The 15,358-nt window shown below is 57.9% G+C and carries 17 protein-coding genes; 9 read left to right on the forward strand and 8 right to left on the reverse strand.

The features are described 5' to 3' along the window. Positions 1–189: 189 nt before the first annotated feature. Both AC2FFD_RS03450 and AC2FFD_RS03455 read left to right on the forward strand, forming a co-directional pair. Positions 190–507, forward strand: coding sequence for an ArsC/Spx/MgsR family protein (locus AC2FFD_RS03450; protein WP_496871950.1), 318 nt, complete (start codon positions 190–192; stop codon positions 505–507). Between the two features lie 40 nt (positions 508–547). Further along, on the forward strand, positions 548–916 hold the full coding sequence (locus AC2FFD_RS03455; RefSeq protein ID WP_496871952.1) for a hypothetical protein: 369 nt from the start codon (positions 548–550) through the stop codon (positions 914–916). Position 917: 1 nt separating this feature from the next. Here the strand turns inward: AC2FFD_RS03455 and AC2FFD_RS03460 are convergent, their stop codons facing one another. From AC2FFD_RS03460 to thrS, 5 genes are all read right to left on the reverse strand, one after another. Next, positions 918–1,436 (reverse strand): DoxX family protein, encoded by a 519-nt coding sequence (locus tag AC2FFD_RS03460; protein WP_496871953.1) that lies wholly within the window; start codon positions 1,434–1,436, stop codon positions 918–920. Further along, entirely contained in the window at positions 1,433–2,194 is a 762-nt protein-coding gene (locus AC2FFD_RS03465) for an HvfC/BufC family peptide modification chaperone (RefSeq protein ID WP_496871955.1), read from the reverse strand. The genes AC2FFD_RS03460 and AC2FFD_RS03465 overlap by 4 nt, the downstream gene beginning before the upstream one ends. Continuing rightward, positions 2,191–3,048, reverse strand: coding sequence for an MNIO family bufferin maturase (bufB, locus tag AC2FFD_RS03470; protein ID WP_171205527.1), 858 nt, complete (start codon positions 3,046–3,048; stop codon positions 2,191–2,193). Before bufB ends, AC2FFD_RS03465 begins: the two co-directional genes overlap by 4 nt. Positions 3,049–3,120: 72 nt before the next feature. Then, positions 3,121–3,423 (reverse strand): BufA1 family periplasmic bufferin-type metallophore, encoded by a 303-nt coding sequence (locus AC2FFD_RS03475; RefSeq protein ID WP_170343841.1) that lies wholly within the window; start codon positions 3,421–3,423, stop codon positions 3,121–3,123. A 221-nt stretch (positions 3,424–3,644) separates the two neighbouring features. Continuing rightward, positions 3,645–5,603 (reverse strand): threonine--tRNA ligase, encoded by a 1,959-nt coding sequence (gene thrS / locus AC2FFD_RS03480; protein WP_496871958.1) that lies wholly within the window; start codon positions 5,601–5,603, stop codon positions 3,645–3,647. A 211-nt stretch (positions 5,604–5,814) separates the two neighbouring features. Between thrS and AC2FFD_RS03485 the strand changes: the two genes are divergently transcribed. The 4 genes from AC2FFD_RS03485 (at position 5,815) to AC2FFD_RS03500 (ending at position 9,011) form a co-directional block, all read left to right on the forward strand. Next, entirely contained in the window at positions 5,815–6,564 is a 750-nt protein-coding gene (locus AC2FFD_RS03485; protein WP_496871959.1) for an alpha/beta fold hydrolase, read from the forward strand. Continuing rightward, positions 6,564–7,556 carry an alpha/beta hydrolase gene (locus AC2FFD_RS03490; protein WP_496871960.1) on the forward strand — a complete coding sequence of 331 codons (993 nt, stop codon included), beginning with the start codon at positions 6,564–6,566 and terminating at the stop codon, positions 7,554–7,556. The genes AC2FFD_RS03485 and AC2FFD_RS03490 overlap by 1 nt, the downstream gene beginning before the upstream one ends. Before the next feature lie 44 nt (positions 7,557–7,600). Next, a complete protein-coding gene (locus AC2FFD_RS03495; RefSeq protein WP_425079043.1) occupies positions 7,601–8,215 on the forward strand; it encodes a hypothetical protein in 615 nt (204 codons plus the stop codon). A gap of 85 nt (positions 8,216–8,300) precedes the next feature. Further along, on the forward strand, positions 8,301–9,011 hold the full coding sequence (locus tag AC2FFD_RS03500; protein ID WP_496871962.1) for an alpha/beta fold hydrolase: 711 nt from the start codon (positions 8,301–8,303) through the stop codon (positions 9,009–9,011). Here AC2FFD_RS03500 and AC2FFD_RS03505 read toward each other — a convergent pair. Beyond that, positions 9,008–9,595 carry a DUF6151 family protein gene (locus AC2FFD_RS03505; protein ID WP_257598996.1) on the reverse strand — a complete coding sequence of 196 codons (588 nt, stop codon included), beginning with the start codon at positions 9,593–9,595 and terminating at the stop codon, positions 9,008–9,010. The two genes, AC2FFD_RS03500 and AC2FFD_RS03505, sit on opposite strands and share 4 nt — an antisense overlap. A gap of 5 nt (positions 9,596–9,600) precedes the next feature. Next, positions 9,601–10,872 (reverse strand): polyhydroxyalkanoate depolymerase, encoded by a 1,272-nt coding sequence (gene phaZ, locus AC2FFD_RS03510; RefSeq protein WP_170343846.1) that lies wholly within the window; start codon positions 10,870–10,872, stop codon positions 9,601–9,603. Positions 10,873–10,983: 111 nt separating this feature from the next. Here phaZ and AC2FFD_RS03515 point away from each other — a divergent pair, with 111 nt between their 5' ends. The 3 genes from AC2FFD_RS03515 to phaR all read left to right on the forward strand — a co-directional run bounded on the left by AC2FFD_RS03515 (position 10,984) and on the right by phaR (position 14,050). Then, positions 10,984–12,786: a PHA/PHB synthase family protein gene (locus AC2FFD_RS03515; RefSeq protein ID WP_496871964.1), complete on the forward strand. Its 1,803-nt coding sequence runs from the start codon at positions 10,984–10,986 to the stop codon at positions 12,784–12,786. Positions 12,787–12,916: 130 nt separating this feature from the next. Further along, positions 12,917–13,363 (forward strand): phasin family protein, encoded by a 447-nt coding sequence (locus tag AC2FFD_RS03520; protein ID WP_170343848.1) that lies wholly within the window; start codon positions 12,917–12,919, stop codon positions 13,361–13,363. Between the two features lie 135 nt (positions 13,364–13,498). Beyond that, complete coding sequence (phaR, locus tag AC2FFD_RS03525) at positions 13,499–14,050, forward strand: polyhydroxyalkanoate synthesis repressor PhaR (protein ID WP_152458474.1); 552 nt, start codon at positions 13,499–13,501, stop codon at positions 14,048–14,050. A 64-nt stretch (positions 14,051–14,114) separates the two neighbouring features. Here phaR and AC2FFD_RS03530 read toward each other — a convergent pair whose 3' ends face one another. Then, on the reverse strand, positions 14,115–15,329 hold the full coding sequence (locus AC2FFD_RS03530; protein ID WP_496871967.1) for a DegT/DnrJ/EryC1/StrS family aminotransferase: 1,215 nt from the start codon (positions 15,327–15,329) through the stop codon (positions 14,115–14,117). Positions 15,330–15,358 lie beyond the last annotated feature (29 nt).

The raw sequence follows: 15,358 nt of genomic DNA on the forward strand, positions 1-15,358 counted from the left end.
ATTGTCCCACAAATTGGTGGGGGCTGTGGTCAGCGTCACCACAAAAACGACTGTTTGGCAGTTCCTGAACAGTCCAATTCGTGTGTTTCGCCTTTTTCAACATTGCACGGTGAAGTAAAAAATCAAGAATAACCGCCTGAAAGTGGCAAGTTTGCCCAAAATGCAATCAAATGCAGGAGCAGAAAAAATATGCGCCTTTACGGACTGAAAACTTGTGACACCTGTCGCAAGGCATTGAAAACGTTGCCAGACGCAGAGTTCGTGGATGTCCGCAGCGATGGTGTGCCGGATGCTGTGCTGTCGCAGGCGCTTGCCACCTTCGGCGACGCTTTGCTCAACACCAGGTCCACAACATGGCGCGGATTGGATGACAACCAGCGCGCGAAAGCACCTTTGGAACTGTTGAAAGAGCATCCCACCCTGATGAAGCGCCCGTTGATCGAGAAAGATGGAGAGCTGTTTCTTGGCTGGACCACGGAAACACGCATGCAGCTTGGTATTTCTTAAGAAATGCTTATGTGCCTGCAAGCAACAGTGAGGACCTTCAATGCGTAATGCCGCCATGATCCTGGGCGTGATTGCCGGGCTGATCGGGATGATCGTCGGGTTTTTCGGATATGCGAAAGTGGTCGTGATCGATCACGTCGGCGAGATAGACGGCGTTCTGAGGCAGGTAGACAACCCTGATCTGATTCAGGCCGTGTCGATCATCGCGCCTTTGTTGGCTATTGTCGGGGGGGCGATGGCGCCCGCGCGCGCCCTTTTTGCCGGGATCCTGCTGCTGATTTCAGCAGGGGCGATGTATTATGCATTCGGATTTGGTGTCTTCACCATGTTCCCGATCGCATTTGCCGGGGTTGCCGGGGTGCTTGGGCTGGCAGCGGGTAAACCGGACCAGCCCAAAGCGCATTTCTAGGTCATTTCAGACGCAGAAGCCGATCAAGTGAGATGGGCCCCGCACCGTTGATCACGATCACCAGCATCAGGAACGTCCACATCGTGCGCTGATCCATAATGGATGGCGCTGCGTCGAACAGGCTGCCCAGTTTCACGCCATGGCCAGTAACATCGACCAGAGTCTGCACCCAGATGAAACCAATCATACCCAAGGCCGCCAGGCGGGTGAACAGACCGACAAGCAGCAGCGCAGGAAGGACGAATTCTGCAACCGTGCCCAAGAAAATGACGATACGTTGGAAGAACGTCATTTGGGATACGTCGTAAAGGACGGCTTCGGCGGCTTTGGGGAAAATCTGACCGAAGGCACCCGCCGAAGGTGAAAAGATCGAACCGTCGATCTTCAACATCGCCGAGTTCCAGTAATAGACCAGAAGGACAGCGACAAAGACCAGCCGCGCCAGCGTGGGTGTAAGCCAGTTGGACGCAAGGTCCACCTTTCCCAGAACGTTGTTGTGAAGTGAGATCAGGGCAGTCATGTCTCCAGCCTTTCGATAGTCACAGAAGTTATTGCACCGCCCTGCAAAAGCAGTGCCAGAGTGGTTCCAAGGTCAAATTCAGGTTGCTCCGCCGCTGTTTTCTCAAACGCTTCGCCGATCATGTCGCCACCTTGCATATAGGCGATCCAATCGGCGCCGCCGGTGGGCAGCAATTGGGCAACCGGGTCGAATTCCGGGCGTGTGATCAATACATCCTCGGCTTGGGCAACCGGTTTCGGTGCGTCGGATTCGGTGTTGAAGCGCCAGATCGCGTGAATGGGCCAGTCCGAGCGCACCACCCGCATGGCCGGGGCAAAACGCAGCCGGGCCCGCATGACCTGTTCGGGGTCTGCGGCCAGTGCGTCTGCCGGGGCGGGTTGGCTGTCGGCGGCGTGGTACGACTTGCGCAACGCAAGTTCCAGCCGCGCCACATCCGGCAGGTACCCAAGATGCGAAAGCTGCTGCATTCCAGCCAGAAAATCGGGAAAGGCTTCACCATAGAACATCATCAGAGGTGATGATGGCGGGTGCTGGCGCAGAAATATCCCGGCTAGCCCATCCATGTTCTGCGGCCCCAGCAACTTGGTGATGACTGGAAACGCCTGATGCATTGCCTCGGTCAAGGACACGGCGATATTGTTGCGATAGACGCTGAACCGACGACCGGCTGGCTGCGCCTCGGCGTCCAGCAAACCTTCGGGGACAGGGGCTGACGCATCCATCATGGCTGCGCGAAACTCGGATTGCGAAACGCTCATGCCGGGATCCGTTCCAGGGCGGTCTGCGCGCGAACGGCCTCTTCTCGCAAAACGGGCCAGTCGGGGACGTCGGTGTCCCATTCGACCAGGACGGGTTTCGGCCCCGTGCGTTCCAGCACGTAATCCAACAGCGCCCAAACCGGGTCGACCACTTCACGCCCGTGGCTGTCGATCAGCAGCGGATGGCCGTGATCGTCTTCATCTTCGTCATGGCCGCCAAGGTGAATTTCCCCCACTTTTTCAAGTGGGTAGGCATCGATGTAACCCTGAGGAGAGAAATCCAGATTGGTGGCAGAGACAAAGACGTTGTTGACATCCAGCAACAAGCCACATCCGGTACGACGTGCAATTTCGCGCAGAAAGTCGGGCTCGGACCAGGTGCTTTCCTCAAAAGCCAAATAGCTTGAGGGGTTTTCCAACAGCATCTGCCGTCCGACGGTGTCCTGAACCTGATCGATATGATCGCAAACGCGTGTCAGTGTTGCGTCGGTATAGGGCAGGGGCAGCAGGTCGTTGTAGAAATGGGTGTCATGGGTGGACCAGGCCAGGTGTTCGGAAAAGCTGGCGGGGTTCAGCCAGCCTACCAGATGTTTCAGCCGGGCCAGGTGATCAGGGTCCAGCGCGCCTTCGCCGCCGATGGACAGGCCAACGCCATGGACCGAGATCGGGAATTGTTCGGAAAGATGGCGCAGCTGCGCCAGAGGCCGCCCGCCATCGCCCATATAGTTCTCCGCATGAATTTCCAGCCATGCGACGGGCTGCGCGTGTTCAAGTATCTGAGCGAAGTGTTGCGGCTTGTAACCTACGCCCGGAGCTGCGGGCAGGCGGTTCGACCTGTGGGCATCATCCAACATGGGCCAGTTCCTTGATCACGAAAGGGAAGGGGCGGGCGATGGTGCCCGCCCCCTGAATTCGTCAGGCCGTTCTTATGCCGGCAGGTCGCGATCCTGAGCTTCCAGCGAGCCTTTGCGCGGGGTGCCGTCTGCCTGTGCGGGCAGTTCGATATCCGCGCAGGTGCCTGCATCGACCAGGGTCCATGCGTTGCCCTGATAATCAACGGTCGAGGTGCCCGCGCAGGTGGTGCCGGGGCCAGCGGCGCAGTCGTTCTGACCGGCCAGCGATACGCCATAGCATTTTTCTTTTGCCTGAGCGGATGCAGTGGTTGCGGCGCCCGATACGGCGGCTGCGACTGCGGTTGCGATAACCAGGGACTTGGCTGTGTTCGACATCTCGGTAATCCTCTTGATGACTGGGTATGTCTGCTTGTGACAATGACAAAGGTAGTAGCTTGGTGGACAGAGTTGAATTCACGAGCCCGTGTCTCACAAGCACGTCAGGGGGCGGCGTGCCCTCTTGCAGCGTAATGCATTGTTTTTGATGAAGAAAGGGGGGGATGTTTCAATCTGGCCCCAAATTGGGGGCCAGATTTCTTGCGATTTCCTGCCGATTGTTACAGCAAATCCGGTGGGGTGGCTGCCTGCGACAGCTCGTTTGTTACAACGTCAAGCGGTTGTACCTGCGTCTGTTTTTCACCCAGACGCCGGACACTGACAGTGCGGTCTTCGACTTCGCGATGGCCGACGGCCAGAATGACCGGAACCTTGCCGACCGAGTGTTCACGAACCTTGTAGTTGATCTTTTCGTTGCGAATGTCGGCTTCGGCCCGAACGCCGGCAGCACGCAGGGTTTCGACCACTTCGGCGACATAGTCATCCGCCTCGGAGGTAATGGAGGCGACCACGACCTGACGCGGGGCCAGCCAGAAGGGCAGCTTGCCGGCGTGTTCTTCGATCAGGATACCGATGAAACGCTCGAACGAACCCAAGGTTGCGCGATGCAGCATAACGGGACGGTGTTTGCCGCCGTCGGCGCCGATATAGGTGGCATCCAGCCGTTCGGGCAGCACGAAGTCAACCTGGTGCGTGCCGCATTGCCAATCGCGACCGATCGCGTCCGTCAGAACAAACTCCAGCTTGGGGCCGTAAAAGGCGCCTTCGCCGGGGTTGAGCTCCGGCTCGATCCCGGCAGCACGTGTCGCGCTGAGCAACGCGGCTTCGGCCTTGTCCCAGACTTCATCCGACCCCGATCGTTTCTCGGGGCGATCCGAGAATTTCACCGAGAAGTTCTCGAATCCCAGATCCTTGTAGATCCGGGACAGGAACCGGATGAACTCTGCGGTTTCTGACTCGATCTGGTCTTCGGTGCAGAAGATGTGTCCATCGTCCTGGGTAAAGCCGCGCACGCGCATGATACCGTGCAGCGCACCTGACGGTTCATAGCGGTTGCAAGACCCGAATTCGGCCATGCGCAGCGGCAGGTCGCGATAGGACTTCAGGCCCTGATTGAAGATCTGCACATGGCAGGGGCAGTTCATCGGTTTCAGCGCGTTGATCGCCTTTTCACGTGCGTGTTCCTCGTCCACTTCGACGATGAACATGTTTTCCTGATACTTGTCCCAATGGCCCGAAGCTTCCCACAGTTTGCGGTCCACAACCTGCGGCGTGTTGACCTCGACATAGCCGCCGTTGCGCTGCTGACGGCGCATGTAGTCCTGCAACTGGGTGTAGATCGTCCAGCCGTTGGGGTGCCAGAAAATCTGACCGGGGGCTTCTTCCTGCATGTGGAACAGGTCCATCTCGCGGCCCAGCTTGCGATGGTCGCGCTTGGCGGCCTCTTCCAGCATATGCAGGTGTGCTTTCAGCTTTTCCTTGCCGGTGAAGGCCACGCCGTAGATACGCTGCAACATCGCGCGGTCGCTGTCGCCACGCCAATAGGCGCCCGCGATGGACATCAGCTTGAACGCATCCCCCGGAACCTGACCGGTGTGTTGCAGGTGAGGACCACGGCACAGATCCTGCCAGTGGCCGTGCCAGTACATACGCAGCGGCTCGTCGCCGGGAATGGCTTCGATCAGCTCGACCTTGTAGGGTTCGTTGTTGGCCTTGTAGAACTCGATCGCGCGCTCGCGGTCCCAGACCTCGGTGGTGACGGGATCACGCTTGTTGATGATCTCTTTCATCTTTTTCTCGATGAGGCCGAGATCCTCCGGCGTGAACGGTTCTTCACGGTCGAAGTCATAATACCAGCCGTTTTCGATGACAGGGCCGATGGTGACCTTGGTGGCGGGCCAGATCTCCTGAACTGCGCGGGCCATGATATGGGCCAGATCGTGGCGGATCAGCTCGTTGGCCTGGGCTTCATCCTTCATGGTGTGGATGGCGATCTGCGCGTCGGATTCGATGGGCCATTGCAGGTCCCAGTGCTGGCCGTCAACGGTGGCCGAGATGGCCTTTTTGGCCAGCGAGGTTGAGATGTCGGCAGCCACCTGCGCGGGCGTGACGCCTGCGGCGTAGATGCGTGCATTGCCATCGGGAAAGGTGAGAGAGACGGATTGAGAATCCAGGGCCATATCGGCTCTCCTCGTCGGTTTGGCGCCCACTGAACGCCCGGTTGCGGGTTATGTGTGTTCGGCTCATGTGGCAGGTGGATGTGCCTGAGTCAAGAGTGGGGGCGAGGGGCCGGCCCCTCGCGCTCCCCGGAGTATTTGGAAAAAGATGAAGTGGGCGGAATTGCACTCGGGGGTGGGGCGTGCATGATGCAGTAAAAGGAAAGAAGGTGTCATGGCAGTGACGAATTTTCTGGAGACGCCGCAGGGGCGGCGACTGGCTTATCACAAGACCGAAGGGGCAGGGCCGACCATCGTTTTTCTGGGCGGGCTCAAATCGGACATGGAAGGCACCAAGGCCGTGCATCTGGAAGCCTGGGCGCAGGCGCGGGGGCAATCGTTCTTGCGGTTCGATTATTCCGGCCACGGCGAAAGCTCGGGCGCGTTTACCGAGGGCTGTATTGGCGACTGGCATCAGGACACATTGGCAGCGGTAAGGGCATTGACGGACGGACCCTTGGTCGTTGTCGGTTCGTCGATGGGGGGATGGCAGGCATTGCTGCTGGCCAAGGTCATGCCCGAGCGAATCGCAGGCATGGTCACAATCGCTGCCGCGCCTGATTTCACGGAAGACGGTTACTGGGCTTCGTTCAGCGACGAACAAAAAGCTGCGCTGGACACTGTCGGCCATGTCGAGCTGCCGTCCGACTATATGGAACCCTACATCATCACCAAGCGCATGATCGAAGACGGACGCCAGAATCTGGTTCTGAGGGGCGCTCTGGATCTGCCGTTCCCGGTTCGTTTCCTGCAAGGCACCGCAGACACGGCAGTTTCAACCGAAACAGCCGTGCGGCTGCTGGAACATGCTGCGGGTTCCGACATGCGGCTGCTGTTGGTCAAGGGGGCCGATCATCGCTTCTCGGACGAGAAGTGCCTGGGTTTGATCGGGACCGCGGTTCTTGATGTGTTGGGAGAAGCCTGATGCGGCGCTTTGGTTGGTTTCTGGGGCGCGCTCTTCTGGCGCTGGTTGTTCTTGGCGGCCTTGTCTACTGGTTCGGCCCGCGCGAGGAAGTGAACCTGCACCCGACTTTTGATTCTCGGAAATTTGGTGAAGGTGTTCAGGTTTATTTTGAAAGCACCGAATCTGCCTATGATGACATCGTTCCGGGTGTCGAAAAGCGCGTGGTCTGGCAGGACGGTTTCAAGGAACAGCGCACGCCGTATTCTGTTTTGTACATCCACGGTTTTTCGGCAAGTTCCGAGGAAATCCGCCCCGTGCCTGACCTGGTGGCTGACGCTTTGGGCGCCAATCTGGTCTACACGCGGTTGCAAGGTCACGGTCGGGATGGGCCGGCGATGGCCGAAGGCACCGCCTCGGGCTGGATGCAGGACACTGCCGAAGGGCTGGCAGCGGCGCGCGCGGTCGGGGAAAAGGTGATCGTGATTTCCACCTCGACCGGAGGAACGCTGGCGGCGGCCGCTGCGTTGGATGCCGCCCTCAGCCAGGACGTTCTTGGCATGGTCTTCGTCTCGCCGAACTTTGGTGTGAATACCGTCGCGGCGTGGGTGCCTTCGTTGCCTTGGGCAAGAAGTTGGTTGCCCGTTCTCATGGGGCCGGAACGCGATGTGTCAGGGCCGGACCCCGAGAAGAACAGGTACTGGACGTCGGTCTACCCGTGGGAAGCCGTCGTGCCGATGTCCGTGCTGGTGGATACGGTCTATGCGCTGGATTTCTCTGAGGCCATGATACCTGCGTTGTTCTGGTTTTCGGATGATGATCAGGTTGTGCGGCCGGACCGGACACACAAAGTGGCCGAGGCCTGGGGCGCTCCGGCAACGGTCGAACTGGTGACGATGGGGCCGGGTGATGATCCGTCTTCACATGTTGTCGCGGGGCGGTTGATGTCGCCGGGTCAAACCGATGCCACCGTTGCTGGTATTCTGGAGTGGCTCAAGGGCTTGGGGGTGGAATAAACCCCGATCGGGAAAAAGGATGCAAGATGCGTAAGCCGGGCAGCATGTGGAGCCTTGAGACCCTGGGTCGCGTCCGCCTGTCCCGGCATTTCTTCATGCGCGATTTTCTGTATTCGGAAATCGGGAATTTCCACCAAGTGCAGAATATTCCGGACAACCCGGATCTGGCGATCGAAACAGGCCGCGCGTTCTGCGAAACCCTTCTTGACCCTTTGGAAGAGACATTTGGCCGGGTCGCGGTCAGGTCGGGCTACCGCTCATCGTCCTTGAACCGATTTGGCAATGAAAACAAACTGAACTGCGCCCGAAACGACAATCCGTTGGAATGCCATATCTGGGATCGCGGGGAAGGGGATGCGCGGATCGCCGGGGCATCCATCGTCATCCCGTGGTTCGCGGATCAATATGCGCGGGGCAGGGATTGGCGGGATCTGGCGTGGTGGATGCACGATCATCTGGAGTATTCCGAAATCTGGTTCTTCCCCAAGCTATGCGCGTTCAACCTTGTGTGGCGGCCCAGACCGCATCGTCGGATCGACAGCTATATTGCTCCGCGTGGATGTCTGTTGAAGCCCGGCGCTGAGCCCGATGAAGACCTTGCGGCCCGGCAATCCCGTTACGCCGATTTCCCGGCATTTCGAGCAATCGCCTACCCGTGAAGTTTTCCTTGCCCGGTTGCGGCAAAACTTTCATCCTGACAACAATTGGAAGGACTCGGAAAACCGAGCAGATGGAGACCCCCGCGTGATCGAGCCGCTGGTGTTGTTGCCTGGATTGATGTGTGATGCCCGCCTGTTTCGGCCTCAGATCGAGGTGCTGTCACGGGTACGGCCTGTCACTGTTGCACCTGTTTCCGGAGGCGAACGTATTGAAGAAATCGCCTCGGGGTTGTTGGATCAGCTTCCCCATCGGTTTGCCCTGGTCGGCCTGAGCATGGGCGGTGTTGTGGCGTTGGAGTTGATCCGGCGGGCACCGGAACGGGTGTCGCGCCTGTGCCTGATGTCGACGGACGCTCAGGCGGATACACCTCAGATCGCGGCCAGTCGCGAGGACCTGATCATTGGTGCCCTGGGTGGGCGGCTGGAAGAGGTCATGCGCCAACTGGTCGGCACCGATACATTGGCACCGGGGCCCAGGCGAATCCCAATTCTGAATGATCTTTTGACAATGGCGAATGATATGGGCGCCGAGGCGTTCGTTCGTCAAATGCGTGCCTTGCAGCGCCGGCCCGACCAACAGGGAACGTTGCGCCGCATCAAGGTTCCCACTTTGATCATGTGCGGCGCCCATGACACGCTTACCCCGGTCAGACGGCATTCTTTCATGTCTGACCTGATACCGGAGGCAGCGTTGGAGGTCGTCGAAAATGCCGGACATCTTCTGCCGCTTGAAGCGCCCGATGCCGTGAACAAAGCCTTGCAAACCTGGCTGAACATCCCGCAAAGGTTTGTCTAGGGGTAAAGCGCCGCCCGTTCGTCTTTCGAAATGACTTTCGGTACGACCGCGGGCTTGCCGGTCTCAGGGTCGAAAAACGGCGTATTCTTCCAGCGTCCTGACAGGCGCGATTGCAAGGTGCGGCGCAAAAGGCCAAACGCCGCAAACCTGACCTTTTCGTGTTTCTGTTTGCCATCGGGCCGAGGGACAAACCCACGGGTCGTGACCGGCCCCAATGCGGAAACATCACCGGCAATCCTGCCGACAATAAATCCTGCAAAAGGTAAACGTGCGGTCTGTGGCGTCGTTGCCAGCGGGGCGTTGCAGCAGCTGGCATACCATCGCAGCATGCCGTTTGGGCCAAGCTTCATGGCTGAAAGGAATTGGCCTCCGGCGGTGATTTCGATTTCATCCGGTGCCATCTGGAAGATGTCCACCGGGCCTGGGGCCGGGTCGGGCTGCCTGAAATACAGCTGCGCCGCGCGGCAGTCATGACAAAAGCACTCGACATGGGTTCCAAGCCGAACGCCCCGGTCCGAGATGTGACCCTTCAACTGGCCGCAAATGCAGGAAAAGGCGAGACCAACATGTGTCGGCCCGCCCATGTTCTTCAGGCGACCTTGTTGCTGTTCGCTGCGCGGCGGCGTTTCTTGCGGCTGTTTTCGTTCATGAAATCAATCACAAGCGGGCGAATGTTGTCGCGCCAGCTGCGGCCCGCGAAAATGCCGTAATGGCCCGCGCCCGGTTCTACGTGGCTGGCCTTTTTGCTGTCTGGCAAACCGGTGCACAGATCCAGTGCAGCAATGCATTGACCGGGCGCCGAGATATCGTCATTCGCACCTTCGACCGATTTCACGGCAACATCCGTGATCTTGCCGATATCCACCTTGTGACCGGCGACAACAAATTCGTTGCGTGCGATCTCGCGGTTCTTGAAGACGCGTTCGACCGTCGACAGATAGAATTCGGCCGTCATGTCCATGACCGCAAGATATTCATCATAGAACCGGTTATGGGCATCCAGATCCGAAGCTTCGTCGCGGATAACACGCTGAATCTGATCCGAAAACGCCTTGGAGTGGCGATCGGCGTTCATCGACATGAACGAGGCCAGTTGCAGCAGGCCGGGATACACCATACGCCCGACGCCTTTGTACTTGAAGCCGACCCGTTGAATCATGGTCTCTTCCAGCTGACCCATCGTGACACGTCGTCCAAAGTCGGTAACGTCAGTCGGAGTCGCATCCGGGTCCACCGGCCCGCCAATCAGCGTCAGGGTACTGGGTTGAGCCTTGGGCTCCACCTCGGCCAGATAGGCAGTGGCCGCCAAAGTCAGCGGGGCGGGCTGACAAACCGCCACGACATGCGTGTCCGGCCCCAGTTCCTTCATGAAATCTACAAGGTAGAGTGTATAATCTTCGACATCGAACTTACCGGCAGACACAGGAATATCGCGCGCGTTATGCCAATCGGTGATGTAGACTTCGCAATTGACCAGCAGGCTTTTGACGGTCGAGCGCAGCAAGGTGGCGTAATGGCCGGACATGGGCGCAACCAGCAGAACCTTGCGCGGTTGTTCTTCCCGTCCATTGACGCGGAAATGAACCAGATCGCCAAAGGGGCGTTCCAGAACCGTCGTGATCTCGACCAGATGGTCTTTGCCGTCTTCGCAGGTGAAGGTTCGAATGCCCCAGTCAGGTTTGACGACCATTCGCTGGAAGGTCCGTTCGGTCACTTCGCCCCATGCGGCCATCCAGCTGAACGCCGGGTTGGGTGTCATGGAAAACAGCGGGTAGGACGCCATCGCGCTTGCGGTTGCACCAAGCCACTGGTTGGTGTTACGCATGGACTCCATCAGGTCGTAGGTCATCATATAGCGCATAAATGGGGCCTCCTGAGTGTCAGTCTGATAATTCGGACCATTCGTCGCTTTGCCCCCCAGCACCCACGACGTTATTCTGCATAGCAGCGAGGTTAGGGTGGAATTGTTAAAATGACAACTAGCGAAGGCCAAATGCCAGACGTGTCCGAAGAACATATTGAACGCATTAAAGAAAATATGGAAAAGGTCGAGCAGCTCTCGAAGCGCCTGATCGAGATTATGACGTCGAAAAAGCCTCACACCCCCGCGCTGGATGGCCCGAATCAAGAGCTTTTCGCACGAGCAGCAACGGCGTATTGGGCCGAGGCATGGCAAAATCCCGCCAAGCTGTTGGAACAACAGATAGAATTCTGGGGCAAGTCGGTTCTCAACTTTGCCGAAGCGCAGAAAGCGCTGACGACAAGTGAGTTGGAAACCGAGGAAACCAAGCCCGGCGACAAGCGGTTCTCCAATCCCCTTTGGGAGACAAACCCTTATTTCCGACTGATCCGGCAGCAATACCAGACAAACGCGGAGGCGATTGCACAGGCCGTCTCGTCGGTCGATGATCTGGATGCAAAGGACAAACGACGCCTACAGTATTTCTCGCAGCAGATCATCGACATGATGGCGCCCACGAATTTTCTGGCGACCAACCCGGATGCCCTGCAAAAGGCGGTCGAGACCGAAGGCCAATCGCTGATCAAAGGGTTGGAGAACCTCGTTTCAGACCTCGAGGCCAATGATGGCGAGTTGGTCGTCAAACTGGCGGATGAAAACGCGTTCGAGGTTGGCGGAAACCTGGCGACAACGCCGGGCGAGGTTGTTTTTCGCAACCGGATGATGGAGTTGATTCAATACAAGCCGGTGACCGAAACGGTTTACGAAACACCCATCGTTCTGTTCCCGCCCTGGATCAACAAATTTTATATTCTGGATCTGAAAGCCCAGAACAGCATGATCAAATGGATCACCGAACAGGGCTATACCCTGTTTGTCGTAAGCTGGGTGAACCCGGATGAAAGCTATGCCGAAACCGGCATGGAAGACTATATTCAGGACGGTTTCCTGACCGCAATCGAAACGGCCAAGAAGATCTGCAAGGTCAAACAGGTCAACGCTGTGGGCTATTGCATCGCAGGCACGACGCTGAGTCTGACCTTGTCCCTGCTGAAACAGCGTGGCGACAAGTCGGTCAAATCCGCGACTCTGTTCACGGCACTGACGGATTTCTCCGATCAGGGTGAGTTTACGCCATTCCTGCAAAACGACTTCATCGACGGGATCGAAGAAGAAGTAAAAAAGGAGGGCGTTCTGCGGTCGTGGATCATGGCGCGCACCATGTCGTTCCTGCGATCACGCGACCTGATTTATGGTCCGGCCATTCGCAGCTATATGATGGGGGAAGTACCTCCGGCCTTTGATCTGCTCTACTGGAACGGCGATGGTGCAAACCTGCCAGCAAAAATGGCCGTGGAATATCTGCGAGGTCTCTGCCAGCGCAACGAGTTCGCCACCGACGGTATTGAGTTGATGGGGCACAAGCTGAAACTCGAAGACGTGGATGTGCCGCTGATGGCCATAACCTGTGAAACCGATCACATCGCGGCATGGAAAGACTGTTACCGCGGCGTGCAGAAAATGGGCTCGCGGTCCAAAACCTTCGTGGTTTCAGAATCGGGCCATATTGCGGGCATCGTGAACCCGCCCAGCAAGAAGAAGTATGGCCACTACACCAACCCGGATATGAAACCCGACGCCAACACCTGGCTGAAAGAAGCAGATTATCACGAAGGATCCTGGTGGCCCATGTGGGACGCGTGGTTGAAGAAGCGGTCCGGCAAGCAGGTTCCGGCCCGTGAACCGGGTGATTCGAAGCACCCGAGCCTTGCACCCGCACCCGGAACTTATGTTGTGGCGAAACCAAACGCCTGATTTCATTTTGAAACTAAAAAATTCTGCACCGCAGCAAGAAAAAACTTGCAATGCTGCGGTGCAGCAATCATATTGTCCTCAAGCTGATGAAACCCGGGGTGGGCCCGGACCGGCTAAAAGGATTAGGACAATGGCAAAGACCCAAGACTTTACCGCGATCATGAAAGACATGATGGGTGCATTTCCGGTGGACACCACCGCAATGGAAGGTGCATTCAAATCGACCGCTTCGCTGAACGAGAAGCTGTCGGGCGTTGCTCTGGAAGCTGCTGAGAAATCGGCCGAGATCTCGAACAAATGGACCAAGGACACCCTGGCCAAGCTGAGCGAGATGTCCAAAGCCAAGGCAGAGCCTGCTGATTATGCAAAAGCCGCAACCGACTTCGCAAGCGCGTCGGCTGAAGTTGCAGCTGAAAACCTGGCCGCTTTCGCTGAAATCGCGAAAAAAGTTCAGACCGAAACCGTCGAGCTGCTGATGGCTGCCGGCAAAGACGTCGCGGAAGAAACAACCGCCGCCGTGAAAAAGGCGACCAACGAGGTCACCACCGCAGCCAAGAAAGCTGCAGCTGCAAAGTAAGAAACGTCCGCGAAACGCACCCAACCCTCCCATTAGGTGCAATCGCGTTGGGCAGGTCCATTGACCTGCCCTTTCTTTTTGTGCTGCACTCGCATAACCTGTGCTGCAACGCATCATCCTTGGGGAGGGAACCGGGTGTCGGACCAAGAAAAACCGCTGCTGATCAAGCGCTATGCCAGCCGTCGGCTGTATAACACCGAGACCAGCGATTACGTGACGCTCGAAGACATCGCGGGGTTCATCCGCGACGGGCGCGAAGTGCAGATCATTGATCTGAAAACCGGCGATGACCTGACTCGCCAGTATCTTCTGCAAATCATTGCCGAACATGAAAGCCGGGGTGAAAACGTGCTGCCGGTGAATGTACTGAATGATCTGGTGCGCAGCTACATGCTGCCGGGCGGGGGAATGATGCCCCAGTTTCTGCAAAGCTCGTTCGAGATGCTGCGCGAAAGCCAAAACAAGATGATGGAAAACATGAGCGCGATGAATCCGATGTCTCAGATGCCGGGTTTTGACGCGTTGCAGGCGCAGCAACAGGCTTTCCTGAAGGCGATGACCAGTGGGCTGTCCAGCGGATGGTCCAGCCCGGAAAAGGAAGAGGACAAGTCCGAACCGAAAGAGGATCTGGACGACATCAAGAAACAGCTGGCCGAGTTGCAGCAAAAACTGTCCAAGCTGAACTGATCCGTTCCGAACAAAGAAACAGGCCCGCATCGTGCGGGCCTTTCTTGTTCAAAGTGCCTTCGTCTTACGTGCCGTAAACCGGCATCGGGCCGGTCACTTCGCCAACCGATGCCAGCAGGATGTCTGCAATCACGTCCAGCTCTTCGCGGGTCAGGCGGACGGGCAGGCGCACGTCACAGGCCTTCATCAGCATGTCGCGCGTCTTGGGCAGGTCGAAAGATTCCGGAAGGAATTGCCAGTTCCAGAAGGCGCGGGCGTTGTCTTCGCTCAGACCAAAAACCTGAACCTTGACGCCGCGCGCCTCGGACGCTGCGGCAAAGGCGCGGATCTCATGTTCCTGCATTCCGACAAGATTGAACTGAATCGAGTCCGGCGCACGCTGCTCGGGGGGGAGCGGGGCGGGGACCTCGATATGAGGCGAGGTGTTCAGGCGGCCGGCCACGTAATCGTGGTTCGCCAGGCCATCGCGGACGCGGCGCGCCAGTTCCGGAAGCTGCGGACGGATCACGGCGGCGCTGAGGTTGCTCAGGCGAAGGTTGTACAGCGGCAGCTTGTTCTGCCAGCGGGCAAAGGCCTCTTGCAGTTCGGGTGAGTTGTCGCCCTGCGGACCTTTGTGCTTCTTCCAATTGTGTTCATACGCGCCCGACATGATGACGGCCCGCGCGACCAGATCTGCATCGTTCGTGATCAGGATGCCACCTTCGCCGGCATTGATCATCTTGTAGGATTGGAACGAGAAACATCCGGCCTTTCCGATCGTACCGATATTGCGGCCATGCCATGTGGTGCCCAGCGAATGCGCGGCATCCTCGATCACCGGAATGTTTCGTGCGTCGCACAAGGCCATGATCGCATCCATGTCTGATGTATGCCCGCGCATGTGGCTGATGATGACAGCCTGAATGTTGTCCAGCTTGGCTTCGAAATCGGCCATGTCGATGCGATAGTTCTCACCCACTTCGCACAGAACCGGAATGCAGTCGGCGTGGACGACCGACGACGGTACGGCAGCGAAGGTGAAGCCCGGGATAAGAACCCGCGCGTCACGGGGCAGGCCCAGAGCTTTGAGCGACAGAAACAGCGCGGCCGAGCAGGACGACACCGCCAAGGCGTACTTCGTGCCCAACAATTCCGCAAATTCTGCCTCAAGCAAGGCCACAGGGGCATCCTGCGGTGCTGTATATCGGAACAGATCACCTGACTGCATCAGGGCCTCGATCGCGTCCTTGGCGGCGGCAGGGATGGGCTCGGCGGCGTGAACGTTGGGGGGCAGCGTCATATTTGGATTTCCCGAATTCTATCTTTGGG

This window comes from Ruegeria sp. YTSC002 (assembly GCF_059609845.1).